Origin of the sequence: Streptomyces sp. NPDC005820 (assembly GCF_040630255.1) — a bacterium.
In the GTDB taxonomy this organism is placed as follows: domain Bacteria; phylum Actinomycetota; class Actinomycetes; order Streptomycetales; family Streptomycetaceae; genus Streptomyces.
Genome location: NZ_JBEXXE010000006.1, coordinates 180,124 through 202,731, shown reverse-complemented (window position 1 = coordinate 202,731; position 22,608 = coordinate 180,124). Strand labels below are relative to the sequence as shown.

Genomic DNA, 22,608 nt, shown 5'->3' with positions numbered 1-22,608 from the left:
TCTGGAGGCCACGGCGTTCGACGGTGTGCTCATCCCCCGTGTTCATCGTCGAACGAGTGGACGGCACTCAAGCCCGCTGAGACTGCTGACCGGCGGCCACCCGCGCCCTGGGGCACAGCGGCCCGGGGAGCCGCAGCGCTGGCCGCCGGCAACGGAGTCTGGCGTTTCGCCCACACCCCGATCCTGCCGCTGATGCACTACCAGGCCCACCTCTCCGCCGCCGACGGGGCCAACCTGGCGCCAGCCATCATGCTCTCCGGACTGCTGGTCCTGGCGGTCCGCGAGGTCGCGACCTGGGGTACGGCGTGGTGGATCGCGACCGTCCTCACACTGCTGCTCACCGCAGCCTCCTGGAAACTCGGCCCGCCGACCCCGCAGACGACCGGCGCGGCGAAGAACCGTACCCGCACACACCGGTGGTTCACCGCACTGGCACTCAGCTACACCCTCGAAGGCATCGGCTACATCATCGCCGCACCTTCCCCGTCGCCTCGATCACTCAGGACGCCCCCGGCTGGGTCGGCGCAGGCGCGTGGGTCGTCGTCGGACTCGCCGCGATCCCCGGTTCAGCACCGGGGACGGCCCTGGCCAGGCGGTGGGGCCGCCCCACCCTGCCGGCATCGGCTCGGACGCTGCCCACGCCGGGGAGGAGACGCGTCGTAGCCTCCGGCCTCGCCGTCGTAGTCGATCACCTGTCATCCTGTCCGTGCGCCACACGGCGCACCCATCGCGAGCACGTCCAGACATCGTTCGAGGCCAGACCCGGAAGGACGAGCACAGGCTCTCACCTCGGCCGACACGGGCGTCCGCACCGGCCGTCTCACACCACGACGACCCGGATCCCCGCCTCCTCGTACCGCCGGACGGTCTCCGCGTCCGCGCCCGTGTCCGTCACCAGGGTGTCCACCGCGTCGGCCGCGCAGATCCGGGCGAACGCCCGCCGCCCCAGCTTGCTGGAGTCTGCGGCCACCACGACCCGCCCGGCGCGTGCGCACAGCATCCGGTTCACGGCCGCCTCGGCCTCGTCGTGCGCGGCGGCACCCTCCGTCGGATCGAAGGCCACCACCCCGAGCACCGCCACATCGAGGGTGATCTGCCCCAGCACCCCGTCGGCCAGCGGCCCGACCAGCTCGTACGACTGCGCCCGCGCCACCCCGCCCGTCACCACGATCTTGAACTGGGGGCGCACCGCCAGCTCGGTCGCGATGTTCAGGGCGTTGGTGACCACCGTCAGCGCCGGTGTACCGGACGCCAGATCGGCACGCACCGCCAGCGCCCGAGCCACCTCCGTCGTCGTCGTGCCCCCGGTCAGCCCGACCGCCTCGCCCGGCCCGACCAGATCCGCGACCGCCCGCGCGATCCGCTGCTTCTCGGAGGCGCGCCGGGCCGTCTGGTAGCGCAACGGCAGCTCGTACGACACCCCGTGCACCACCGCGCCGCCCCGCGTGCGGACCAGCATCTGCTGCTCGGCGAGCCGGTCGAAGTCCCGCCGGATCGTCGCCGCCGACACCCCCAGCTCCGCCGCGGCCTCCGCCACCTCCAGCCGGCCCCGCTCGACCAGCAGCTCCAGCAGCGCCTTCCAGCGGGCGTCGTGTGCCATCGGCCGTCTCCGTTCGCATGCTTGAAGTTGTTCGAAACCTGGCTCAATCTTGCAGGAACAATCACCGTCGGCGGGAGGTGGGGCATGACCCACGTCGAGGACGAGCTGAGGAGCCAGCCGGAGTGCTGGACCCGGGCCGCGGCCGAAGCCGGCCGGTGGGCACACGAACTGCCCCGGCCGGGGGAGCGGGTGGCGATCGTGGGGTGCGGCACGTCCTTCTTCATGGCCCAGGCGGCCGCCGCCCTCCGGGAGGGCGCCGGGCAGGGCGAGACGGACGCCTTCGCCGCCTCCGAGTTCCCCCACCACCGCCCCTACGACCGGGTCCTCGCCCTCACCCGCTCCGGCACCACCACCGAGGTGCTCGACCTCCTCGCCCGCCTCAAGGGGCGTACCCCCACCACCGCCGTCACCGCCGACCCGCGCACCCCGGTCGGACGGACGGCCGACCGGGTCGTCGTCCTCGAGCACGCCGACGAACTCTCCGTCGTGCAGACCAGGTTCGCGACCACCGCCCTCACCCTGCTGCGCGCCCACCTCGGCCTGCATCCCGACACCGCCGTCTCCGACGCCCGCACCGCGCTCGCCGAGCCGCTGCCCGAAGGGCTCGTGGAACGCGGGCAGTTCACGTTCCTCGGGCGCGGCTGGACCGTGGGCCTGGCCAACGAGGCGGCCCTGAAGATGCGCGAGGCCGCGCTCGCCTGGGCCGAGGCGTACCCCGCCATGGAGTACCGGCACGGCCCGATCAGCGTCAGCACGGCCGGCACGGCCACCTGGATGATCGGCGAGGCTCCCGACGGGCTGGCCCGACAGGTGGGCGACACGGGCGCGCTGTGGGTGCGGGGAGCGCTGGACCCCCTCGCCGAGCTGGTCCGCGCCCAGCGGCTCGCCGTGGCCGTCGCCGCCGCCCGGGGGCTCGACCCGGACCGGCCCCGACACCTCACCCGCTCCGTGATCCTCTGACCCGCCCGACCGGGAGCTGCCGTGCCCCTCACCACCACCGGCGAGCTGGTCACCCGCGCCCGCGCGGCCCGTACCGCCGCCGTCGCCTTCAACATCATCACGCTGGAGCACGTCGAGGCCGTCGTCACCGGCGCCGAGGCCGCCGGCGCGCCCGTCGTCCTCCAAGTCAGCGAGAACGCCGTCAGGTTCCGCCAGGACCGGCTGCTCCCGCTGGCCCGTGCCGCCGTGACCGTCGCCGAACAAGCCGCCGTACCGGTCGCGTTGCACCTCGACCACGTCCGGAGCGACCCCCTGCTGCACCGGGCCGCGGACGCCGGGTTCAGCTCGGTGATGTACGACGCCTGCCGGCTGCCGTATGCGCAGAACCTCGCGGCGACCCGCGCCGCCGTCGACTGGGCGCACTCCCGAGGACTGTGGATCGAGGGGGAGTTGGGGGAGATCGGCGGCAAGGGCGCGCACGCGCCCGGCGCCCGCACCGACCCCGCCGAGGCGCGCGCCTTCGTCGACGGCTCCGGCGTGGACGCCCTGGCCGTCGCCGTCGGCAGCGTGCACGCCATGACGACCCGCACCGCCACCCTCGACCACGCCCTGCTGGCGCGGCTCGCCGAGGCCGTCGACGTGCCGCTGGTCCTGCACGGCTCGTCCGGCGTCCCCGACGACCGGCTCACCGCCGCCGTCGCGGGCGGGATCGTCAAGGTCAACATCGGCACCGCCCTCAACCAGGCCCTCACCCAGGCGGTCCGGGGGTTCCTGGAGACCGAGCCGACGGTGGTCGACCCGCGCCGCTACCTGAGCGCGGGACGGGAGGCGATGGCCCACACGGTGGAGCGGACCCTGCGGCTGCTCACCCGCGTCTGACCGCCCTCAGCACCACGAACTTCGGGTCCCCGGCCACCAGTCGGCAGTTCCCGAACAGCCGCTTCAGCTTCACGTGGTAGCCCAGATGGCGGTTGCCCACCACCCACAGCTCCCCGCCCGGCCGCAGCACCCGCCGCGCGCCCGTGAACATCCGCCACGCCGTCGCGTCCGTGGTCGCCTGATGGGAGTGGAACGGCGGATTGTTCAGGACGACGTCCACACTGCCGTCCGGCACCCCGGTCAGCCCGTCCCCGACCCGGAACTCGGCGTGCCCGGGCACCCCGTTCGCCTTGAAGGTCGCCTCCGCCGAGGCCACCGCCTGGAACGACTCGTCGGTGAACAGCACCTCCGCCTCCGGATTGGCCAGCGCCACCGCCGTCCCCACGATCCCGTTGCCACACCCCAGATCCACGACCCGGCGCGTGCCCTCCGTAGCAGGCAGGTGCGTCAGGAAGAACCGGGTGCCGATGTCCAGCCGGTCGGCGCAGAAGACCCCCGCGTGGTTGACGACCGGGCGGCCCGACAGCGATCCGACGTCGCCCGGAAGGTCGTAGAGGTACGGCCACGGGTTCGCGGGGCGGGACAGCGACCCGTCCGGGGTGCAGAAGATCAGCCGCGCCTTCTGCTGGGCCGGCGAGGTCCTGGTGGGGCCGAGGATCCGCTCGAACAGGTTCAGGGTGGAGGTGTGGATCTCCTTGACCATGCCCGTGCCGATCACGACCGTTCCCGGGTGGACGGCGGGCGCGAGCCGCAGCAACTGGTCCTCCAGCAGCGCCAGGCTCTTCGGCACCCTGACCAGGAGCAGGTCGATCCGCTCGGGCACCGGGTCCTGGGTGGTCAGCTGCCGCACCGCGCCGGGCTCGACACCGGCCCGCGCGAGGTTCGCCCGGGTCGCCTCCTGCCCCAGCCAGGAGTCGGTGATCTGCACCGGGCGGTGTGCCGCGAGCGCCGTGACCAGCGCGCCCCAGCGGTCGCCCAGCACCACGACCGTGCCGGTCAGGGGTACGTCCCGCTCCGCGAGGTGCCGGAGCAGATACGCGTCGGAGGCGTCCCAGGCACGCAGCCGGTCGCGTGGGTCCTCGGGGAAGCGGGCCAGGGCGACCTCGCCCCACGGCGTCGTCATACGGTCGTTCATGGTGCCCCAAGGCTAGCCCAGCCGCAGCTCAGACCCGGTGTCGGTGCGGTGGGAGAGGATGGCCCCATGGACGGCGAGCTGTTTCCCCGGGAGCGGGCCCGGATCGCGCCCGGCGCGGTGCACGTGCCCGACTGGCTCGACGCGGACCGGCAGGCCGACCTCCTTCGAGCCTGCCGCGCCTGGGCGAGACCCCCGGCCGGCCTGCGCACGGTCCGCACGCCCGGCGGCGGCACGATGACCGCCCGCCAGGTCTGCCTGGGCTGGCACTGGTACCCGTACGCCTACGCCCGCACGGTCGTCGACGGAGACGGTACGCCGGTGAAGCCCTTCCCGGACTGGCTGGGCGAGCTGGGGCGGCGCGCGGTGGCCGACACGCTCGGACCGGACGCGGCGACCGCCGCCCCGTACGACATCGCGCTGATCAACTTCTACGACGCCGACGCGCGTATGGGCCTGCACCGGGACGCCGACGAGCGGTCCGACGCGCCCGTGGTGTCCCTGAGCCTCGGCGACACCTGTGTGTTCCGCTTCGGCAACACCGAGACCCGCACCCGGCCCTGGACCGATGTGGAGCTGCGCAGCGGCGATCTGTTCGTCTTCGGCGGACCGTCCCGGCTCGCCTACCACGGAGTGCCGCGGATCCTGCCCGGTACGGCACCGGCGGGGCTGGAGCTGACGGGGCGGCTGAACCTCACGCTGCGGGTGAGCGGCTTCCCAGAGGCACCCTGCACGTCCGCCGCCGAGCCCGGACGTCCCGCGGACGCACCACGCCGTTCCGCGGACGCACCCCGCCGTCCCACCCCCGCACCGGGCCGCTTCCCCGGCGGCGGCTGACGAACGGATCATGGGAGACTCCCCCTCATGAGCGGCAAGGCGGACCCCCGGCCGACGGGGGAAGGAACCACCTCGAGGGCGCGGTTGGACCGGGGGCGCGGCGCGCTCGGGCCCGCGTTGGAGCTCGTGCACACCGGGCGGGCGCCCACCCGGTCGGTGCTCACCGCCGAACTCGGCGTCACCCGCGCCACGGCCGGCGCGGTCGCCGCCGAACTGGAGGCGCTGGGGCTGATCCGGGTGGACGCACGGCCCGGCGCCGCCGCCGGTTCCCAGGGCCGGCCCTCGCATCGGCTCGAACTCGCCGAGGAGGGCCCGGTCGCCCTGGCCGCCCAGGTGCACGCCGACGGGTTCCGGGCCGCGCTGGTCGGCCTCGGCGGCCGGATCGTCGCCACCACCCCCAGCTGCGAGGCCGTGGACGCCGATCCGGCGAAGGTGCTCGGGGCCGCCATGGACGCCGGTGCCGAGCTGCTGCGCCGGACCGGACGCCGGTGCGTGGGCGCCGGGCTCGCCGTGCCGTCGGCGGTCACCGAACCGGAGGGCCTGGCGCTGAACCCCCTGCACCTGGCCTGGCCGGTGGGGGCGCCGGTGCGGGAGGTCTTCGCCGAACGCGTGCGTGCCGCCGGGATCACCGGCCCCGCCTTCGTCGGCAACGACGTCAACCTCGCCGCCCTCGCCGAACACCGGCACGGCGCCGGCCGCGGCGCCCGCGACCTGCTGTGCGTGGCCACCGGACACCGCGGCGTCGGCGGCGCGCTCGTCCTCGACGGCCGTCTGCACACCGGCAGTTCGGGACTCGCCCTCGAAGTCGGGCACCTCACGGTCAACCCCGAGGGCCGCCCCTGCCACTGCGGCGGCCGGGGCTGCCTCGACGTCGAGGCCGACCCCCTGGCCCTGCTGACGACCGCGGGCCGCGAGCCCGGCCCCGAGGGCTCCCTGCTCCACCAGGCCAACGAGCTGATCCGCGAGGAGTACGGCGATCCGGTCGTCCGCACGGCCGCCGAGGCCCTCATCGACCGGCTCGGCCTCGGACTCGCGGGCCTGGTGAACATCCTCAACCCCGACCGGATCATCCTCGGCGGACTGCACCGCACCCTCCTCGACGCCGACCCCGGCCGACTGCGCGCCGTCGTCGCCGACCGCAGTCTGTGGGGCCGCAGCGGCGGCGTCCCCATCCTCGCCTGCACCCTCGACCACAACACCCTGGTCGGAGCGGCCGAGCTGGCCTGGCAGCCGGTGCTCGACGACCCCCTCGGCGCACTGAGCGCGGCCTGAACGGCGGAGCCGCTCAGGCCCGGTGGGGCTCCGCAGCGCTGCCACGGCGGGTCCTCACGGCCCGGTGGGGTTCCGCAGCGCTGCCATGGCGGGTCCTCGTGGCCTGGTGGGGTTCCGCAGCGCTGCCATGGCGGGTCCTCGTGGCCTGGTGGGGTTCCGCAGTGCGCCGTGGCGGGTCGTTGCGGCCTGGTGGGGTTCCGCAGTGCGCCGTGGCGGGTCCTCGTGGCCTGGTGGGGTTCCGCAGTGCGCCGTGGCGGGTCCTCACGGCCCGGTGAGGTTCCACAGTGCGCCATGGCGGGTCCTCACGGCCCCGTCAGGCTCCACAGTGCCGCCACCGCCGGTCGGCGCAGGTCCGCACGGCGCACGCACAGTCCGATCGGGAACGGCTCCGGCGGCGGGCCGGCCGCCGGCACCACCGTCAGCCGCTCCCGCACCGCGCTGTGCTCCAGGACCAGCCCCGGCACCACGCCGGTGCCGCAGCCCAGGGCGACGAGCGCCAGCAGCCCCTCGTGCCCGTCCGGTTCACAGGCCACCTCGGGGGTCCGGCCGCGCGCCCGGAACCAGCGGTCGGCCGCCTCGCGCACCAGCCCCCGGTGCGGCAGCACGAACGGTCCGTCCAGCCCGTCGTCCGGCCGCTCCCGCGCGGTCACGAACACCAGCTCCGTGACCGCCACCGTCCGGCTCACGAGCGCCTCCGGCAGCCGCGCCGGGATCCCCGCCACCGCCACGTCGACCTCGCCCTCGTCCAGCCGGGCCAGCGCCGCCGCCGCGTCCCCGGTCCGCAGATCGAGCCGCACCTGCGGATGCGCGGCCCGCAGCGGCGCCAACAGGTCCGGCAACAGCGCCTGACAGGCGGTCACCGTCGCGAACACCGCCAGCCGACCGGTCAGTTCGGCCGGATCCGGATGCTCCTCACGGTACGAGCGCCACAACTCCAGCACCTGGACGGCATAGGCACGGAACCGGTGCCCCTCCGCCGTCAGCGACACCCCCCGCGGCCCCCGGTCCAGCAGCCGATGCCCCAGATCCGCCTCGAGCCGCTGCACGGTCCGGGTCAGCGTCGCCGGACTGACGTGACAGTCCAGGCTCGTCCGCCCGAAGTTCAGCGTCTGCGCCAGATGCAGGAACAGCCGCAGCTCCCGATGGTCGTCCCGCATGACGTCCCGCATGACCTCGGCCTTTCACTCCGTGCAACGCGTCGCTGCAAGAGTTGCGCTTGTCGCAACATCGGCCCGGAGCCTACAACTCGACCATGACCTCGACGACGTACACCTCCCGAGTGTTCCCCCTGGAGACGATGGCCGTGCCCGGCGGCACCGAGACCGTCCTGCCCGGCGGCCGGCACCTCTTCCCGCTGCTGCCGCGGGCCTTCGCCGGAGTGCGCCGGATCGGCGTGCTCGGCTGGGGGCCGCAGGGCCGGGCGCAGGCCCTCAACCTGCGCGACTCCCTCGCCGGCACGGACATCGACGTCTGCGTCGGACTGCGCCCGGGCTCCCGTTCGGCCGAGGACGCCCGCGCCCACGGCTTCACCGAGGAGGACGGCACCCTCGGCGACTGGCTCGCCGTGGCCGCCGACAGCGACCTGGTGATCCTGCTCATCGCCGACGCCGCGCTCGCCGCCCATCACCAGGAGATCTTCCGGGCCCTGAAGCCCGGCGCCGTCATCGGACTCTCCCACGGCTTCCTGCTCGGCCATCTCCGCGAGAACGGCGGAGACTTCCCGCCCGGTCACGCCGTGATCGCCGTCTGCCCCAAGGGCATGGGCGACTCCGTCCGCCGTCTCTACCGGCAGGGCGCGCAGACCAACGGCGCCGGGATCAACAGCAGTTACGCCGTCCACGCCGACCCCGACGGCCGGGCGACCGACCTCGCGCTCGGCTGGTCCGTCGCGCTCGGGTCGCCGTACACCTTCCGCACCACCCTCGACAGCGAGTACCGCTCGGACGTCGTCGGCGAACGGGCCGTCCTGCTCGGCGCGGTCCACGGCATCGTCGAGAGCCTCTACGGGCGCTACCGCCTCGCGGGCGACGACGAGATCACCGCCTATGAGAAGTCCTGCGAGAACGTCACCGGCCCGATCGCGCGCACGATCTCCCGTGCCGGGCTGCGGGCGGTGCGCGAGGACCTCGGCCCGGACGGGCGGGAGGTCTTCGACCGCGCGTACACGGCGACCTACGCACCGGCCCGCGAGCTCGTCGCGGAGATCTACGACGAGGTCGCCGACGGCACCGAGCTGCGCAGCGTCGTCCTGGCCGAACGCCGGCTCGCCCAGCGCCCGATGAGCAGGATCGGCGGTTCGCCGATGTGGACGGTGGCCCCAAGCGTCCATGCCCGCCGGGGCCGACGCCATCTGCCCGTCGAGCCGTTCACCGCCGGGGTGTTCGTCGCGACCATGACCGCCCAGATCGACGAGTTCGCCGAACGCGGCCACCCCTGGTCGGAGATCGTCAACGAGTCCGTCATCGAGGCCGTGGACTCCCTGCTGCCGTACATGCACGCCCGGGACGTCGCGTACATGGTCGACAACTGCTCCCGTACGGCCCGGCTCGGCGCCCGCCGCTGGGGGCCGCGCTTCCAGGCGGCCTACGAGCAGATCGCCTACCCCGCCGCCGAACTCCCGGCGGACGGCGCGCTGTTGAAGGCCTTCGACGCCCATCCCGCGCACGGGGCGCTGGCCGCGGCGGCCCGCCTGCGGCCCTCCGTGGACATCTCCGTGGACATCTCCGTGGCCTGAGTCGGCGCGCGAGCGGTCACCAGGCGGAGGCGGCGGCCCGCAGCCGGTCGCGGACCCGCAGCACCTCCGGGTTGGCGTCCGCCCCGGGCCGCTGGACCAGGAACAGGGTGTTCAGCGGCGGCTCCTCGGGGTCGTGGAGCCGGACGAGACGGCCCGTGTCCAGGTGCTCCTGGCACAGGGAGTGCGGCAGGACGCTGTATCCGGCGCCCGCGGTGACCGCCGACAGCACCGCGTACAGATTGGGCACGGTGACCGCCGCGCTCGCGGTGAGCTGCTTGCCGAAGACGGTGCGCCAGTAGCGGCGGGCGATCGGCAGGTCCTCGGCGTAGGTGACCAGGGGCACGTCCCGCAGTGCGGCGCACAGGTCCTCGCCGGCCCGCGGGTGCGCGCCCACGCCGTCCGCCCAGGCGGGCGAGGCCACCAGGACGTACTCCTCGTCGGCCAGCGGCACCGACTCCAGCCCCCGGCCGCGCGGCCGACGCGTGGCGATCACCAGGTCGTGCCGCCCGGTCCGCATCTCCTCCAGCAGCGGCTCGGTCAGCCCCTGCGCGACCCTCAGCCGAAGCCCGCCCGCGACGAGCGGCGCCAGCGCCGGCAGGACCCGTACGCACAGCAGCTCCGACGGCCCGGCGAGATGGACCGGCGCGGTCCGCCCGGCCGACGGGCCCCCGCCCTCCAGCGCGGCCAGCGCGTCGAGCGGCACCGACACCCGGGCCGCGAGTTCGTGCGCGAGGGGGGTGGGCTCGACGCCCCGGGGCAGCCGGGTGAACAGCTCTCGCCCGCTCTGCTGCTCCAGGGTGCGGATCTGGGCGGTCACCGTGGGCTGCGACAGCCCCAGCCGCGGGGCCGCCGCCGTGAACGAGCCGGAGCGGTACACAGCCAGGAAGGTGCGCAGCAGGTTCAGATCGGCGTGCGCCGGAAGCCGCCCGGCACCGCCGATCACGGTCCCCGGGACCTCGGACGTCCGGTTCCTCATACCGACCAGCGTAGCCGCCTTACACATCGGCATCCCGATGGAGGATATAGAGGGCCTTATTGGTTTCCCGATGGGTGGCGGGCCTAACGTCGAGGACGTCGCCGGCCGGCGGCACCCCCGATCCCCGTGAGGACCCCCGATGACCACGCAGAACGCGATCGACTGGCCCGAGAAGTACCTGCCCGGCACCGGCGACAACTTCGTCTCCAACGAGGTGATCGTCCAGGGCCTCACGGCCGCCCGGGTCTGGCACTTCCTGACCGACACCTCCGAGTGGGAGGGCTACTACGACAACGTCGCCGACATCTCCTTCCCGCAGGGCGGCGGCCCGCAGCTGAAGGACGGCCTGCTCTTCCGCTTCGGCACCTTCGGCTTCCCGCCCCTCGACGCGCACGTCGTCGAGTTCCGGGCCCCCGGCGACGGCGCCCCCGGCCGGCTGTCCTGGACCGCGAGGCAGGACGGCGGACCCGAGGAGCGCCTCGACGTCCTGCACGCCTGGCTGGTCGAGGACCTGCCCGGCGGCCGGGTCCGTGTCCTCACCCAGGAGACCCAGCACGGCCGGCCCGCCGCGGCGCTGGCGCAGGAGCGCCCCAACCCGATGCTCAACGGTCACCAGGCCTGGCTGGACGGCCTCGTGAGCGCCGCGTCGAAGTAGGTTGACGGCATGACCGACAAGACCACCGTGAGTGTCCTCGGCACCGGCATCATGGGTGCCGCCATGGCCCGCAACCTCGTCCGCGCCGGGCACACCGTCCGCGCCTGGAACCGCACCCGCGCCAAGGCCGAGCCGCTGGCCGCCGACGGCGTCACCGTCACCGGCACCCCCGCCGAGGCCGTCCGGGGCGCGGACGTCGTCCTGACCATGCTCTACGACGGCCCCGCCGCCCTGCACGTCATGCGCGAGGCCGTTCCCGCCCTGCGCCCCGGCGCCGCCTGGGTGCAGTCGACCACCGCCGGCATCGAGGCGATCGGCGATCTGGCCGCCTTCGCCCATGAGCACGGGCTCGTCTTCTTCGACGCGCCGGTGCTGGGCACCCGCCAGCCCGCCGAGGCCGGGCAGTTGACGGTCCTCGCGGCCGGCCCGGCCGGGCACCGGGACGCGGTCGCGCCCGTCTTCGACGCGGTCGGCGCGCGCACGGTGTGGACCGGCGAGGACGGCGGCGCGGGCAGCGCCACCCGGCTGAAGCTGGTCGCCAACAGCTGGGTCATCGCCGCGACCGCCGCGACCGGCGAGGTGCTCGCCCTCGCCCGGTCGCTGGAGGTCGACCCGGCGGCGTTCTTCGGGCTCATCGAGGGCGGCCCCCTGGACATGGGCTATCTGCGGGCCAAGGCCGGGATGATCCTCGACGGCCGGCTCTCCCCGCCCCAGTTCGCGGTGGACACGGCGGCGAAGGACGCCCGTCTCATCGTCGAGGCCGGCCGCGCGGGCGGCGTCCGCCTCGACGTGGCGGCCGCGAGCGCGGAACGCCTGGAGCGGGCGGCGGCCCAGGGACACGCCGCCGAGGACATGGCTGCGGCCTACTTCGCGAGCTTCGACGAGAAGCCGTCCGCCTGAGCCACGTGACACACCTCCCGGGCGGAGGCCCGAGCCGTCACTCCCGGGCGGCTCGGCGCGGCCGGGGCACCAACTCGCCACCGCAGTTGGGGCAGACCCCCCGCAGCGCCGCACCGCACGGCCCGCAGAAGGTGCACTCGTAGGAGCAGATCAGCGCCGGCCCGTCGGGCGCCAGGGCGGCCGTCGTGCAGCGCTCGCATCGGTCACGCATCTCCAGGGCCATGCCGTACCACTCCTCACCTGCGGGTCCGTCCGTCACCGGCCATGCTCGCGGACCGTACGGCGACCGACAGCGCACCCACGGGACAGGGACCGACACGATCGGGCCACCCGCCACCCGCGGGGAGCACGTCCGGCACCCCCGCGTACTCCCCGGGAGGTACCCGCACTGCCGCTGGCCGTACGACGACCCGGACCCCCTCCCGGCGGGACGCTCGAGGCATCGCAGCACCGAGGCCCCTCACCGAGGCCCCGCACCGAGGAGATGACTCGAGATGAACACTCTGGCCAACTGGGACGGCGGCGGCCCCGGCCCCTGGATCCTGTTCCTCCCGCTGATCTGGGCGGCCGTCGTCGTCGGCGTCGTCACCCTGCTGCGCCGCACGGTGTGGCGCGGCCGGCGCGGCCCCTGGCGCCCCGTCGACCGGCCCAGCGGCGACTCGCCCCTCGCCGTCCTCGGCCGGCGCTTCGCCTCCGGCGAGATCGACGAGGACGAGTACTGGCGCCGGCTGTCCGTCCTGGACGAGCAGTTCGGCCGGAACGGGGGTGCGCGGTGACCACCGTGACCGCCCTCACGACGGCCGCCCGGGTCGCCGACGCCGTGAAGGTGTACGGCGTCGGCGACACCGCAGTACGGGCCCTGGACGGGGTCAGCGTGGCCTTCCCGGCCGGACGCTTCACCGCGATCATGGGCCCGTCGGGCTCCGGCAAGTCCACCCTGATGCACTGCGCGGCCGGCCTGGACACGCTCACCTCCGGTACCGCCTGGATCGGCGACACCGACCTGGGCGCCCTGGACGACCGCCGCCTCACCCTCCTGCGCCGCGACCGGGTCGGGTTCGTGTTCCAGTCGTTCAACCTGGTCCCCACCCTGACCGTCGAGGAGAACATCCGGCTGCCGCTGGACCTCGCGGGCGCGGGGGGCGAGGCCGAGTGGATCGACGCGTTGGTCGACACCGTCGGTCTGCGCGACCGGCTGCACCACCGGCCCTCGCAGCTCTCCGGCGGACAGCAGCAACGGGTCGCCGTGGCCCGGGCGTTCGCCGGCCGCCCCGACGTCGTCTTCGCCGACGAGCCCACCGGCAACCTTGACTCCCGCACCGGGGGAGAGGTCCTCGGGCTCCTCGCCGGGACCGTGCGCCGCACCGGCCGTACGGTCGTCATGGTCACCCACGACCCGGTGGCCGCCGCCCACGCCGACGAGGTCGTCTTCCTCGCCGACGGACGGCTCGTCGACCGGATGGAGTCCCCGACCGCCGACCGCGTCCTGGACCGCATGAAAGCCTTCGAGGTGCCGTCATGAACGCGTCCCTGCGCCTCAGCCTCACCTCCCTGCGCGCCCACAAGCGGCGGTTCGCCGGCACCTTCCTCGCGGTGTTCCTCGGCGTGGCCTTCCTCGCCGGGACGCTCGTCATGGGCGACACCCTGCGCGCGAGCTTCGACTCGATGTTCGGCAGCGCCACCGCCGGCACCGACGCCGTCGTCCGCGGCGCCGACGCCCTCACCACCCCCGGGGAGAGCCAGGGCGTACGCAGGCCGGTCGGCACCTCCCTCGTCGCGGCCGTCGAGAAGGTCCCGGGGGTGGCGGCCGCCGCCCCGGACATCCAGGGCGCGGGCCAGCTCATCGGCAGCGACGGCAAGCCCATCGGGGGTCAGGGCCCGCCCACCCTCGCCGGCAACTGGATCGCCGATCCGAAGCTCAACCCGTACCGGCTCGCCGAGGGCCGCGCCCCCGCCCGGTCCGGTGAGGTCGTCGTCAACCGCGGCACCGCCGAGAAGGGCGGACTGAGGATCGGCGACACGACGGTCCTGCGCACCCCCGACCCGGTGCGCGTGACGATCGTCGGGCTCGCCACCTTCGGCGGCGAGGACGGCATGGCCCAGGTGACCTTCACCGGCCTGACCCGCGCCGACGCCGAGAAGTACCTCACCGCCCGGCCCGGCGAGGCCACCGGCATCGTGGTCCGCGCCGACCCCGGAGTGAGCCAGACGGAGCTGGTCCACCGGCTGACTCCCGTCCTGCCCCAGGGCGTCGAGGCCATCACCGGACAGGAGTCGGCGCGTGAGAACACCGACATGATCGCCAGTCAGTTCCTCACGCTCTTCACCACGTTCCTGCTGGTGTTCTCCGGAGTCGCCCTGCTCGTCGCGACCTTCTCCATCCACAACACCTTCGCCATCGTCGTCGCCCAACGCACCCGTGAGAACGCCCTGTTGCGCGCCCTCGGCGCCTCCCGCCGCCAGATCACCGCGGCCACCCTCACCGAGGCGGGCGCCGTCGCCGTGACCGCCTCCGCGGCCGGACTGGCCGGCGGCATCGGCATCGCGGCCGGACTCCAGGCCCTGTTCCCGGCCATCGGATTCCCCTTCCCCGAGGGCGACCTGGTGATCAGCGGCCTGTCGCTGGGCATCCCCCTCGCGGTCGGCGTCCTGGTCTGTGCGGGCTCCGCCCTGCTGCCCGCCGTACGCGCCGGACGCACCGCCCCGCTGGCCGCGCTCCGCGAGAGCGCCGTCGACACCTCCGGCGCCTCCCGGCCGCGCGCCGTCCTCGGCGCCGGACTCCTCGCCCTGGCCCTCGCGGTGACCCTGACCGGCGTCCTCGTCTCCCCGTCCGTGTGGTCGGCCGGCGTCGGGGCCGTCCTCGCGCTCGTCGCCTTCGTCGTCCTCGGCCCGGTCGCCTCCGGCACGGCGGTACGCGTCCTCGGCAGCCCCCTCGACCGGCTGCGCGGGGTCACCGGCGGCCTCGCCCGGCGCAACGCCCTGCGCAGCCCCGGGCGGACGGCCGCCACCGCGAGCGCCCTGATGATCGGTGTGGCCGTGGTGTCCCTGTTCACCGTGTTCGGGGCCTCGCTGAAGGCCACCATGGACCAGACCGTCTCCCGGTCCTTCGCGGGTGACGTCGCCGTCAGCACACCGTCCTTCGGCGCGGGCGGCAGCGGGCTCAGCCCGAGGCTGGCCCCGGCGATCGGCGCACTGCCCGAGGTCGACACCGCCGTCGGGCTCGGCCGCGGAGTCGCCGAAGTCGACGGCAAGGGACGGGCGTTGACCGTGACCGACCCGGCGGCCCTGGCCCGCACCTTCGACCTCGGCACCGTACAAGGAGACCTGGGGGCCCTCGGCGCCGACGGCATCGCGATCACCCGTCAGGAGGCGGACCGGCAGCACCTGTCCCCGGGCGACACGGCACACCTCGTCTTCACGGACGGCCGGAAGAAGGCCTTCACCGTCCGCGCGGTCTACGGGCGGTCCGAACTCGCCGGCGACTACGTCATCACCCGCGCCGCCTGGGCCCCGCACCGCACCCAGGACGCCGACACCCTGGTCGCCGTCTCCTTCAAGGACGGCGTGCCCACCGCCCAGGGCAAGGCGGCCGTCGAGAAGGTCGCCGCGCACTACGGCAACCCGGAGGTCCAGACCCGCGAGGCGTACGCGGCGTCGTCGGCCGGCGGCATCGACATGATGCTCACCCTCGTCTACGCCCTGCTCGCCCTCGCGGTGCTCATCGCGCTCCTCGGCATCGCCAACACCCTGACGCTGGCGCTCCACGAACGCACCCGCGAACTCGGTCTGCTGCGGGCCGTCGGGCAGACCCGGTCCCAGCTGCGGGCCATGGTCCGCTGGGAGTCGGTCCTGGTCGCCGCCTTCGGCACGGCGGGCGGTCTGGCGCTCGGCGCCTTCCTCGGCTGGGTGCTGGTGCGGGCGTCCGACGGGGCGAGCGACAGCGCGTTCGCCTTCGCGCTGCCGCCCGTCCGGCTCGCCGTCGTCGCCCTCGTGGGCCTCGCCGCCGGAGCCCTCGCGGGACTGCGCCCGGCCCGGCGCGCGGCCCGGCTGGACGTGCTGCGGGCCGTCGCCGCCGAGTGACGCGCCCCGAAGGGCAGGTCACCGCCCGGTCAGCCGACGACGGCGGACCGGGCGGGAGCAGGGGCGCCGCGGTGCGCGTCCACGGCGACGACCTCCGGGAACCGGGGCGCGACCGTTTCCCGGGGCGTACGGCGCGGCGGACGCGCCGACCGTTCCGGTGCGACGGCAGACGCGGGCAGCGTGAACCAGACGACCTTGCCGGACTCCCCGTCCGGCCGGGCACCCCAGCTCTCGCTCATCGCGGCCACCATGGCGAGCCCGCGCCCGCAGGTGGCCAGGGCCCCGGTCTCGACGTCCGCCGGCACCGGAAGCCGCGGATCGCGGTCGCGCACGGAGACGGTGAGCCGGTCCAGCAGCAGCTCCATCTCCACGACACACGTCTTGTCGGGCCGGGCATGCAGGTGGACGTTGGTCAACAGCTCCGTCACACCGAGCGCGGCCCGGTCTATCAGGGGATCCAGATGCCAGTAGCGCAACTGCGCCGATACGATTCTGCGGACCTGGCCGATCCGCGACGGCAGGGCTTGGAGCTCCACCGTGCAGTGCCTGCTTGGGTTGCTGATCACGGCTGCGACTCCCCGACTGAGGTCCGGAAGAACACGGAGTTCGGATCGATCGAGCAGAGCTGCTGCGCAAGGCGGCCGCCTGCTGCGGTGGCCGGCGGGCTGGTTCGCAGCGTTATCGCCGGTAAACCCAGAGTGACGTGAGAACAGCGTGACTCAGGGGGTGCCGCGGCGCAACTCGCACTGCCCGGGCTGCTTCAGCGGGGGTGCCCCGCCGCCTTCCGTACCGCCTCGATGAACCGGCGCGCCGCGGGCGGCCCCGGCTCGCCCGGCGCGGGGTCGTGGTCGCCGAGGGTCAGCAGGTACCGGTTGCCGTTGAGGTCCGCCAGCGCCCGGTCCTCCGGGGCGAACCAGGGCCTGGAGGCGCGGACCGCCTGCACCGGCGCGCTGTCGATCTCACTGCCGTAACTGGTGAGCAGCTCCAGCCTGCCCCCGCTGATCCGGACCTGCCCGGCCCGGGTGAGCGAACGCAGTCTCTTCCCGATCCGCACGCCCGTCGCCGTGAACTCCGGCTCCGCCATGCCTCCCCGCCCCCTTGCGGTCGTACTCGCGTGAGCGAACTCGTCGTGTCCGTGATCCAGTGTGCGCCCCCGTCCGGGACCCGCGCCGCGTCCAGGGGCGTACGCCCTGACCGGGAGCTCCGCCCCGCCCGGTGCAGTCTGCCCGCGCCCGGCGTCGAGCACCAGTGCGCACGACACGCCGACCACGGCCTTCAGGAGCACTCGCGTGAATGCGCCCCCCCGTGCGCCCGCACCCGCTCCCCAGGACCGCCTTTGAGGCCCCCAAAGGTGTGTTTATGCAGGTGAGAAGCGGTACGGAAGGTGCTTATGATCGGTGTGCCGGCCGCCTCGGGCGCCCGTCGGCGCGCAGCGTGTAAGGAGCTCCTGCCGTGACCACCCCCCAGCAGACCAGGACCGGCGCCACCCTCGACGTCGACCACAGCGATGTCTTCTACCGCGACTGGCTGAAAGAGGCCGTCCGCAAGGTCCAGGCCGATGCCAACCGCTCGGCCGACACCCATCTGCTCCGCTTCCCGCTCCCCGACAGCTGGGGCATCGACCTGTACCTCAAGGACGAGTCGACCCACCCCACCGGCAGCCTCAAACACCGCCTCGCGCGCTCGCTGTTCCTCTACGGCCTGTGCAACGGCTGGATCCGGCCTGACCGCCCGGTGATCGAGGCGTCCAGCGGCTCCACCGCCGTGTCCGAGGCGTACTTCGCCAAGCTGATCGGCGTGCCCTTCATCGCCGTCATGCCGCGCACGACGAGCGCCGAGAAGATCCGCCTCATCGAGTTCCACGGCGGCGGCTGCCACTTCGTCGACGACCCGCGCACGATGTACGAGGAGTCGGCCCGCCTCGCGGCGGACACCGGCGGCCACTACATGGACCAGTTCACCTACGCCGAGCGGGCCACGGACTGGCGCGGGAACAACAACATCGCCGAATCCGTCTTCCGCCAGCTGGAGTCGGAGCGCTTCCCGGAGCCCGCCTGGATCGTCGCCACGGCCGGCACCGGCGGCACCTCCGCGACCATCGCCCGGTACGTCCACTACACCCAGCGCGACACCCGCATCTGTGTCGCCGACCCCGAGAACTCCTGTTTCTTCGAGGGCTGGACCACCGGCGATCCGGACGTCACCTGCGACTGCGGCTCACGGATCGAGGGCATCGGCCGGCCCCGGATGGAGCCGAGCTTCGTGCCGGGCGCCATCGACCGCATGATGAAGGTCCCGGACGCGGCCAGCATCGCCGCCGTACGGGCCCTGGAGCAGGCGATCGGCCGCAAGGCGGGCGGCTCGACGGGCACCGGACTGTGGAGCGCGCTCAAGATCGCCGCCGAGATGGTCGCCGACGGCCGGCGCGGCAGCGTGGTCACCCTGCTGTGCGACCCCGGCGACCGCTACCTCGACAAGTACTACTCCGACGCCTGGCTCGCCGAACAGGGCCTGGACATCGCGCCCTACACGGCGGCCATCGAGTCGCTGCTGGCCACGGGGGTGTGGCCGGAGCCGGCCGAGCAGGTCTGAAGGGTGTTGCACAAGGCCCTTCAGGGGAGTGTCGCGAGCCGCTGTTCGAGCCGGGTCATCGCGCCCCGGAACGACCACCCGAGTCCCGGGCCCGCCAGCCGCAGCGCGCCCCTGACCAGGACGGGCCCGTCCGCCGCGAACGTCCACCGCACCCGGGTCCCCGCACCGTCGGGCGCGAGCCGCCACTCCTCGACCAGCGCCCGCACCCCCGGCGCGTTGGTGACGTCCACCCGGTAGGCGTACAGCTCGGGCTCCTTCGCGGCGAGGACCGTCTCCCGGAACCGCCCGCCGCCCGACAGCCGGACATCCCGCCCCGCTCCTTCGTCGATCGGCTCGATCGAGGTGACGGCCGGGAACCACTCGGCCCAGCCGGAGACGTCCGAGGCCAGCGCGTGGAAGACCCGCTCCGGCGGGGCGGAGAGCACTCGTGTGAAGACCAGCCGTACAGGAGCGGCCCCGACGAAGTCGAGGCTTTCGGCGTGCAGACGACGGACCATGACGACACGGACCCCCTCGGTCGACGGCCCCGTCACCCTAGCCGTCACCCCGTCAGATGTCTTCCCCCGTACCGCTCTCGCCGGCCACCACCACCTGCCGCAGATGCTCGGAGATCTCCGCGCGGGCCGCGCCCGGCAGCCCGGCGTCCGTGACCAGCGTGTCGACCTGCTCCAGGGCCGCGAACGAACTCAGGCCCACCACACCCCACTTGGTGTGGTCGGCGACCACCACGACCCGGCGCGCCGACTGCACGAGACGCCGGTTGGTCTCGGCCTCCGCCAGGTTCGGCGTGGACAGCCCGGCCTCGGTGGATATCCCGTGCACACCGAGGAACAGCAGATCGAAGTGGAGCGCCGCGATGGCCTGGTCGGCGACCGGCCCCACCAGCGAGTCGGACGGGGTGCGCACCCCACCGGTCAGCACCACCGTCGCCGCGCCCTGCCGGGGACCCGAGGTGCGCTGCGCCACGTGGAAGACATCGGCCACCCGCACCGAGTTCGTCACCACGGTCAGGTCCGGCACCTCCAGCAGCTGGTGCGCCAGCGCGTAGGTCGTCGTACCGCCCGACAGCGCGATCGCGCTGCCCGGAGCGACCAGCTCCGCGGCGGCCCGCGCGATGTCCTCCTTGGCGGTCAGCTCCAGCCCCGACTTCGCCTCGAAGCCCGGCTCGTGCGTGCTCGCCTCCACCACCGGCACCGCGCCGCCGTGCACCTTCTCCAGCACGCCCTGGCGGGCCAGCGCGTCCAGGTCGCGGCGGACCGTCATGTCCGACACGCCGAGCTTGCGGGTCAGCTCGTTGACACGGACGCCGCCCCGTCGGCGTACCTCGTCCAGGATCAGGGCGCGGCGCTGCTCCGCGAGGAGGTTCTGATTCTCGCTCACGTACGCTCCGGTCCTTTCCTCGAACGTCTCGACAGGCCCGCTCACCTGCTGCGACGAGAACATTCTCGCCAGTCACAGGTGCGCGGGCGACCCATCCTCGCACGACAGCGCCCCGACTGTGCCGGCACCCCGATGCGTGCATGCCATCAGGGGGCTGTGATGTTCCTGTGGCGCACGGATCGGGGAGATTCGGTGCGCCGAGGTGTAGAAGCCTCCCGGAGCGGAGATCCTGTGCCCGCACGAGGACGGGGAAGCGGCGTGTCAATGGGGGAAGTGCGAACGGTGGAATGTTCCTCGACGGGTTCCTCGACGGGCGGAGCGGCCCTGGAACTCCTGGTCCACGGGGTGGGCGGCGCCACGCCCGAGAAGATGCTGAACGATCCGCGTACCGTGCGGATCACCGGCGACGACACGGCCGCGGTCTACCGGCGCGCCGAGGACGCCGACGCGGACTCCCCGGCGGCCGACGCCAACACGCCGTCCGGCGAGCACGACGGACGCCCGGTCCGGGAGGCGTACGTCTGGTCCAACCTGACCTCCGGCAACGGCACCCGCGCCCTGTGGCTGTTGCTGCTGCCGTTCATGGTGGTCAACCTCGCCCACTGGATGCGCCCGGCCGCCCGCGAGGGCACCCGCGGGGTCCGCCTGTACGGCCTGCTCGTACGGCTAGCCGGCCTCAGCCTGACGGTCCTGCTCGTCGCGGCGGCCTGCGAGGTCGCCCTCGACCTCACCGCCTGGCAGTGCGCGGGCACCCGCGCGTGCGCCGCCCGCCACTCCTGGCTGGGTTTTCTGTCCCCCAGCGGCTCGCACGGCGGCTGGTGGAGCCTGCCCGGCCGCCGCCTCGCCCTCGCGGCCCTGGTCCCGACCGCCCTGACCGGCCTCCTGTGGTACCTCTCCCACCGCACCTGGCGGGCGTACGAGTCCCAGGAGCCCCTCGACCGCGGCCCCGAGCCGGAACCCGGACCCGCCCACACCGCGCTGAGCCGACCCGGCTTCTGGTACGGCCGCCGCCTCGTGGCCCGCCTGCGCGCCGCCCACACCGCGGCGGGCCTGTTCACGGTGGCCGCCGCGGTCGGTACGGCGGCGGCCCGCGAGGACCACCGCCCAGGCGGCCCCGCCGTCCTGGACGCGCTCGGCCGGCTGCTGGAGATGTCCCTGGCCGTCGGCGCGTTCGCCGTGGTCTGGGTGGTGTGCCGGCGCGGCCGCAGCGAGAACCGCCTCGACCGCACCCTCGACGCCCACCTCGTCCACCGCCTCCCCCTCACCGCCCTCGCCCTCCTCGCCCTCACCCTCGTCTACGCCGGCTGGAGCCGCCCGCACTGGCACTCCTCCGGCCGCCTGGCCGGCGACACCGCCTTCGGCACCCTCGCCCTGGCCCAGGGCGCCCTGGTCCTGGCCCTGACCGCCGTGGCCCATGTGCTGCACAGAGCGGCGAAGGGCGGCGCCGACAAGGGGACGGGGGCCGTGACCCCGCAGGAGCGGTCCGCGCTGCGCGGGCTCGGTGGGCCCGCCGTCGTGATGCTGGCCTGTGCGCTGGGCGGGGTGATGTCCGGCGGAGTGTCACAGCGGGTCTCGGACTGGCTCGACGGCACCGGGACCTCGCTCGACGGCCCCCCGGTGCTGCTGACCTGGCAGGCGTCGGTGATCCCCGTGCTGCTCGTAGTCCTGCTGGTGCTGTGCGCGCTGCTCGGCCGGCGGACCTGGCTGCTCACCCGGGCCGAGCGGGCGGCAGTGGTCCGCGAATATCGGGCCGACCCCGGCGACCCGGCCCGCACCGGCCGTATCGCCCGTACGCGGTCGACGGCCACGCTCACCGACCGCGCCCCTCTCCTGGTCGCCGTCACCGCCGCCTCGACCCTGCTCCTGGGCGCGGGCGCCCTCGTGGGAGCCTTCGCGAGCGGGCGGACCCCGGTCCGGGCCACGGCGGCTGCCGGACCCTTCGTGCAGGGCGCGGCCCAGGCCGGGCAGGCGCTCGGCTCCTGGCTGATCGGCCTCGGCTTCATCCTGTTCGTCACCTGGGGCCGGCGCGCCTACAAGGACGCCTCCGCACGGCGCACCATCGGCATCCTCTGGGACGTCGGCACCTTCTGGCCCCGCGCCGCCCACCCCTTCGCCCCGCCCTGCTACGCCGAGCGCGCGGTGCCCGACCTCACCTGGCGGATGACCGGCTGGACCCGCGCCACCGGCGGCCGGCTCGTCATCTCCGGGCACTCCCAGGGCAGCGTCCTCGCCGCGGCCGCCGCCTGGCAGCTGAAACCGTCCGACCGCAGACGGGTCGCCCTGCTGACCTACGGCTCCCCGATCGAGCGCCTCTACGGCCGCTGGTTCCCCGCCCACTTCGGCCCGGCCGCGCTCGCCGCGCTGCACCGGGACATCGACTGCTGGCGCAACCTGTACCGGCTCACCGACCCCATCGGCGGCCCGGTGCGGCTGACCGGCGACGACTGCGGCCCCGAGGTGGACCGCGCGCCCCTGGCGGACCCCCTGGCGTACGGCCGCACCGCCGAGCATCCGCTGCCCGCGCCCGTCCTGGGCCACTCCGACTACCAGGCGGACCCGGCCTTCGCCGAGGAACGCGCCCGCCTGCTGGCCCGGCTGAGCCCGGAGCTGCCCGGGCAGCGCGCCTGAGCGG

Annotated in this window: 21 protein-coding genes and 1 pseudogene; 13 read left to right on the top strand and 9 right to left on the bottom strand. The window is 74.2% G+C overall.

Annotated elements, in window-relative coordinates; genetic code table 11:
- The first annotated feature begins 192 nt into the window (after window positions 1-192).
- Window positions 193-663, top strand: a complete 471-nt coding sequence (locus ABZ464_RS09685) for a YbfB/YjiJ family MFS transporter (protein WP_359273403.1) — start codon at window positions 193-195, stop codon at window positions 661-663.
- Between the two features lie 157 nt (window positions 664-820).
- Here ABZ464_RS09685 and ABZ464_RS09680 read toward each other — a convergent pair whose 3' ends face one another.
- Entirely contained in the window at window positions 821-1,600 is a 780-nt protein-coding gene (locus ABZ464_RS09680; protein WP_359273400.1) for a DeoR/GlpR family DNA-binding transcription regulator, read from the bottom strand.
- A gap of 84 nt (window positions 1,601-1,684) precedes the next feature.
- Between ABZ464_RS09680 and ABZ464_RS09675 the strand changes: the two genes are divergently transcribed.
- The gene (locus ABZ464_RS09675; RefSeq protein ID WP_359273397.1) at window positions 1,685-2,560 is read left to right on the top strand and encodes an SIS domain-containing protein; all 876 of its coding nucleotides are present in this window, start codon (window positions 1,685-1,687) and stop codon (window positions 2,558-2,560) included.
- 21 nt (window positions 2,561-2,581) lie between these two features.
- Window positions 2,582-3,418, top strand: coding sequence for a class II fructose-bisphosphate aldolase (locus ABZ464_RS09670; protein WP_359273394.1), 837 nt, complete (start codon window positions 2,582-2,584; stop codon window positions 3,416-3,418).
- Here the strand turns inward: ABZ464_RS09670 and ABZ464_RS09665 are convergent.
- Entirely contained in the window at window positions 3,405-4,541 is a 1,137-nt protein-coding gene (locus ABZ464_RS09665) for a methyltransferase (RefSeq protein WP_359273678.1), read from the bottom strand. The two genes, ABZ464_RS09670 and ABZ464_RS09665, sit on opposite strands and share 14 nt — an antisense overlap.
- A gap of 78 nt (window positions 4,542-4,619) precedes the next feature.
- On the opposite strand from ABZ464_RS09665, the pseudogene ABZ464_RS09660 reads away from it, so the two are divergent.
- A pseudogene (locus tag ABZ464_RS09660) lies at window positions 4,620-5,264 on the top strand (alpha-ketoglutarate-dependent dioxygenase AlkB); the annotation flags it as partial.
- A gap of 150 nt (window positions 5,265-5,414) precedes the next feature.
- On the top strand, window positions 5,415-6,659 hold the full coding sequence (locus tag ABZ464_RS09655) for an ROK family protein (protein ID WP_359273391.1): 1,245 nt from the start codon (window positions 5,415-5,417) through the stop codon (window positions 6,657-6,659).
- Between the two features lie 302 nt (window positions 6,660-6,961).
- Here ABZ464_RS09655 and ilvY read toward each other — a convergent pair whose 3' ends face one another.
- On the bottom strand, window positions 6,962-7,816 hold the full coding sequence (ilvY, locus tag ABZ464_RS09650; protein ID WP_359273675.1) for an HTH-type transcriptional activator IlvY: 855 nt from the start codon (window positions 7,814-7,816) through the stop codon (window positions 6,962-6,964).
- A 95-nt stretch (window positions 7,817-7,911) separates the two neighbouring features.
- Here ilvY and ABZ464_RS09645 point away from each other — a divergent pair, with 95 nt between their 5' ends.
- Entirely contained in the window at window positions 7,912-9,393 is a 1,482-nt protein-coding gene (locus tag ABZ464_RS09645; protein WP_359273388.1) for a ketol-acid reductoisomerase, read from the top strand.
- A 16-nt stretch (window positions 9,394-9,409) separates the two neighbouring features.
- On the opposite strand, the gene ABZ464_RS09640 is transcribed toward ABZ464_RS09645, so the two are convergent.
- Window positions 9,410-10,369: a LysR family transcriptional regulator gene (locus tag ABZ464_RS09640; RefSeq protein ID WP_359273385.1), complete on the bottom strand. Its 960-nt coding sequence runs from the start codon at window positions 10,367-10,369 to the stop codon at window positions 9,410-9,412.
- Between the two features lie 139 nt (window positions 10,370-10,508).
- Between ABZ464_RS09640 and ABZ464_RS09635 the strand changes: the two genes are divergently transcribed.
- Window positions 10,509-11,024: an SRPBCC domain-containing protein gene (locus ABZ464_RS09635; RefSeq protein WP_359273382.1), complete on the top strand. Its 516-nt coding sequence runs from the start codon at window positions 10,509-10,511 to the stop codon at window positions 11,022-11,024.
- A gap of 9 nt (window positions 11,025-11,033) precedes the next feature.
- Window positions 11,034-11,924: an NAD(P)-dependent oxidoreductase gene (locus ABZ464_RS09630; RefSeq protein WP_359273379.1), complete on the top strand. Its 891-nt coding sequence runs from the start codon at window positions 11,034-11,036 to the stop codon at window positions 11,922-11,924.
- Between the two features lie 37 nt (window positions 11,925-11,961).
- Here ABZ464_RS09630 and ABZ464_RS09625 read toward each other — a convergent pair whose 3' ends face one another.
- Complete coding sequence (locus tag ABZ464_RS09625; RefSeq protein ID WP_359273672.1) at window positions 11,962-12,147, bottom strand: DUF1272 domain-containing protein; 186 nt, start codon at window positions 12,145-12,147, stop codon at window positions 11,962-11,964.
- Window positions 12,148-12,418: 271 nt separating this feature from the next.
- Between ABZ464_RS09625 and ABZ464_RS09620 the strand changes: the two genes are divergently transcribed.
- The 3 genes from ABZ464_RS09620 to ABZ464_RS09610 are packed head-to-tail and all read left to right on the top strand — an operon-like array spanning window position 12,419 to window position 16,004.
- On the top strand, window positions 12,419-12,700 hold the full coding sequence (locus ABZ464_RS09620; RefSeq protein ID WP_359273377.1) for an SHOCT domain-containing protein: 282 nt from the start codon (window positions 12,419-12,421) through the stop codon (window positions 12,698-12,700).
- Window positions 12,697-13,446 (top strand): ABC transporter ATP-binding protein, encoded by a 750-nt coding sequence (locus ABZ464_RS09615; protein WP_359273374.1) that lies wholly within the window; start codon window positions 12,697-12,699, stop codon window positions 13,444-13,446. The genes ABZ464_RS09620 and ABZ464_RS09615 overlap by 4 nt, the downstream gene beginning before the upstream one ends.
- Entirely contained in the window at window positions 13,443-16,004 is a 2,562-nt protein-coding gene (locus ABZ464_RS09610; protein ID WP_359273372.1) for an FtsX-like permease family protein, read from the top strand. The genes ABZ464_RS09615 and ABZ464_RS09610 overlap by 4 nt, the downstream gene beginning before the upstream one ends.
- 29 nt (window positions 16,005-16,033) lie before the next feature.
- Here ABZ464_RS09610 and ABZ464_RS09605 read toward each other — a convergent pair whose 3' ends face one another.
- Together ABZ464_RS09605 and ABZ464_RS09600 are read right to left on the bottom strand one after the other, a co-directional pair.
- Entirely contained in the window at window positions 16,034-16,570 is a 537-nt protein-coding gene (locus ABZ464_RS09605; protein ID WP_359273369.1) for an ATP-binding protein, read from the bottom strand.
- Window positions 16,571-16,764: 194 nt separating this feature from the next.
- Window positions 16,765-17,088 (bottom strand): hypothetical protein, encoded by a 324-nt coding sequence (locus ABZ464_RS09600; protein ID WP_133913046.1) that lies wholly within the window; start codon window positions 17,086-17,088, stop codon window positions 16,765-16,767.
- Between the two features lie 368 nt (window positions 17,089-17,456).
- On the opposite strand from ABZ464_RS09600, the gene ABZ464_RS09595 reads away from it, so the two are divergent.
- Entirely contained in the window at window positions 17,457-18,596 is a 1,140-nt protein-coding gene (locus tag ABZ464_RS09595) for a PLP-dependent cysteine synthase family protein (protein WP_359273365.1), read from the top strand.
- 20 nt (window positions 18,597-18,616) lie between these two features.
- Here the strand turns inward: ABZ464_RS09595 and ABZ464_RS09590 are convergent, their stop codons facing one another.
- Window positions 18,617-19,093 (bottom strand): SRPBCC family protein, encoded by a 477-nt coding sequence (locus tag ABZ464_RS09590; protein WP_359273362.1) that lies wholly within the window; start codon window positions 19,091-19,093, stop codon window positions 18,617-18,619.
- 52 nt (window positions 19,094-19,145) lie between these two features.
- Window positions 19,146-19,976 carry a DeoR/GlpR family DNA-binding transcription regulator gene (locus ABZ464_RS09585; RefSeq protein WP_359273360.1) on the bottom strand — a complete coding sequence of 277 codons (831 nt, stop codon included), beginning with the start codon at window positions 19,974-19,976 and terminating at the stop codon, window positions 19,146-19,148.
- 264 nt (window positions 19,977-20,240) lie between these two features.
- On the opposite strand from ABZ464_RS09585, the gene ABZ464_RS09580 reads away from it, so the two are divergent.
- A complete protein-coding gene (locus ABZ464_RS09580; protein ID WP_359273357.1) occupies window positions 20,241-22,604 on the top strand; it encodes a hypothetical protein in 2,364 nt (787 codons plus the stop codon).
- Window positions 22,605-22,608 lie beyond the last annotated feature (4 nt).

Excerpts from the sequence above, each read along its gene's own strand:
- ABZ464_RS09685 (WP_359273403.1), top strand. The coding sequence starts at position 193 with ATGCACTACCAGGCCCACCTCTCCGCCGCCGACGGGGCCAACCTGGCG.
- ABZ464_RS09680 (WP_359273400.1), bottom strand. The coding sequence starts at position 1,600 with ATGGCACACGACGCCCGCTGGAAGGCGCTGCTGGAGCTGCTGGTCGAG.
- ABZ464_RS09675 (WP_359273397.1), top strand. The coding sequence starts at position 1,685 with ATGACCCACGTCGAGGACGAGCTGAGGAGCCAGCCGGAGTGCTGGACC.
- ABZ464_RS09665 (WP_359273678.1), bottom strand. The coding sequence starts at position 4,541 with ATGACGACGCCGTGGGGCGAGGTCGCCCTGGCCCGCTTCCCCGAGGAC.
- ABZ464_RS09655 (WP_359273391.1), top strand. The coding sequence starts at position 5,415 with ATGAGCGGCAAGGCGGACCCCCGGCCGACGGGGGAAGGAACCACCTCG.
- ilvY (WP_359273675.1), bottom strand. The coding sequence starts at position 7,816 with ATGCGGGACGACCATCGGGAGCTGCGGCTGTTCCTGCATCTGGCGCAG.
- ABZ464_RS09645 (WP_359273388.1), top strand. The coding sequence starts at position 7,912 with ATGACCTCGACGACGTACACCTCCCGAGTGTTCCCCCTGGAGACGATG.
- ABZ464_RS09640 (WP_359273385.1), bottom strand. The coding sequence starts at position 10,369 with ATGAGGAACCGGACGTCCGAGGTCCCGGGGACCGTGATCGGCGGTGCC.
- ABZ464_RS09635 (WP_359273382.1), top strand. The coding sequence starts at position 10,509 with ATGACCACGCAGAACGCGATCGACTGGCCCGAGAAGTACCTGCCCGGC.
- ABZ464_RS09630 (WP_359273379.1), top strand. The coding sequence starts at position 11,034 with ATGACCGACAAGACCACCGTGAGTGTCCTCGGCACCGGCATCATGGGT.
- ABZ464_RS09625 (WP_359273672.1), bottom strand. The coding sequence starts at position 12,147 with ATGGCCCTGGAGATGCGTGACCGATGCGAGCGCTGCACGACGGCCGCC.
- ABZ464_RS09620 (WP_359273377.1), top strand. The coding sequence starts at position 12,419 with ATGAACACTCTGGCCAACTGGGACGGCGGCGGCCCCGGCCCCTGGATC.
- ABZ464_RS09610 (WP_359273372.1), top strand. The coding sequence starts at position 13,443 with ATGAACGCGTCCCTGCGCCTCAGCCTCACCTCCCTGCGCGCCCACAAG.
- ABZ464_RS09600 (WP_133913046.1), bottom strand. The coding sequence starts at position 17,088 with ATGGCGGAGCCGGAGTTCACGGCGACGGGCGTGCGGATCGGGAAGAGA.
- ABZ464_RS09590 (WP_359273362.1), bottom strand. The coding sequence starts at position 19,093 with ATGGTCCGTCGTCTGCACGCCGAAAGCCTCGACTTCGTCGGGGCCGCT.
- ABZ464_RS09580 (WP_359273357.1), top strand. The coding sequence starts at position 20,241 with ATGGGGGAAGTGCGAACGGTGGAATGTTCCTCGACGGGTTCCTCGACG.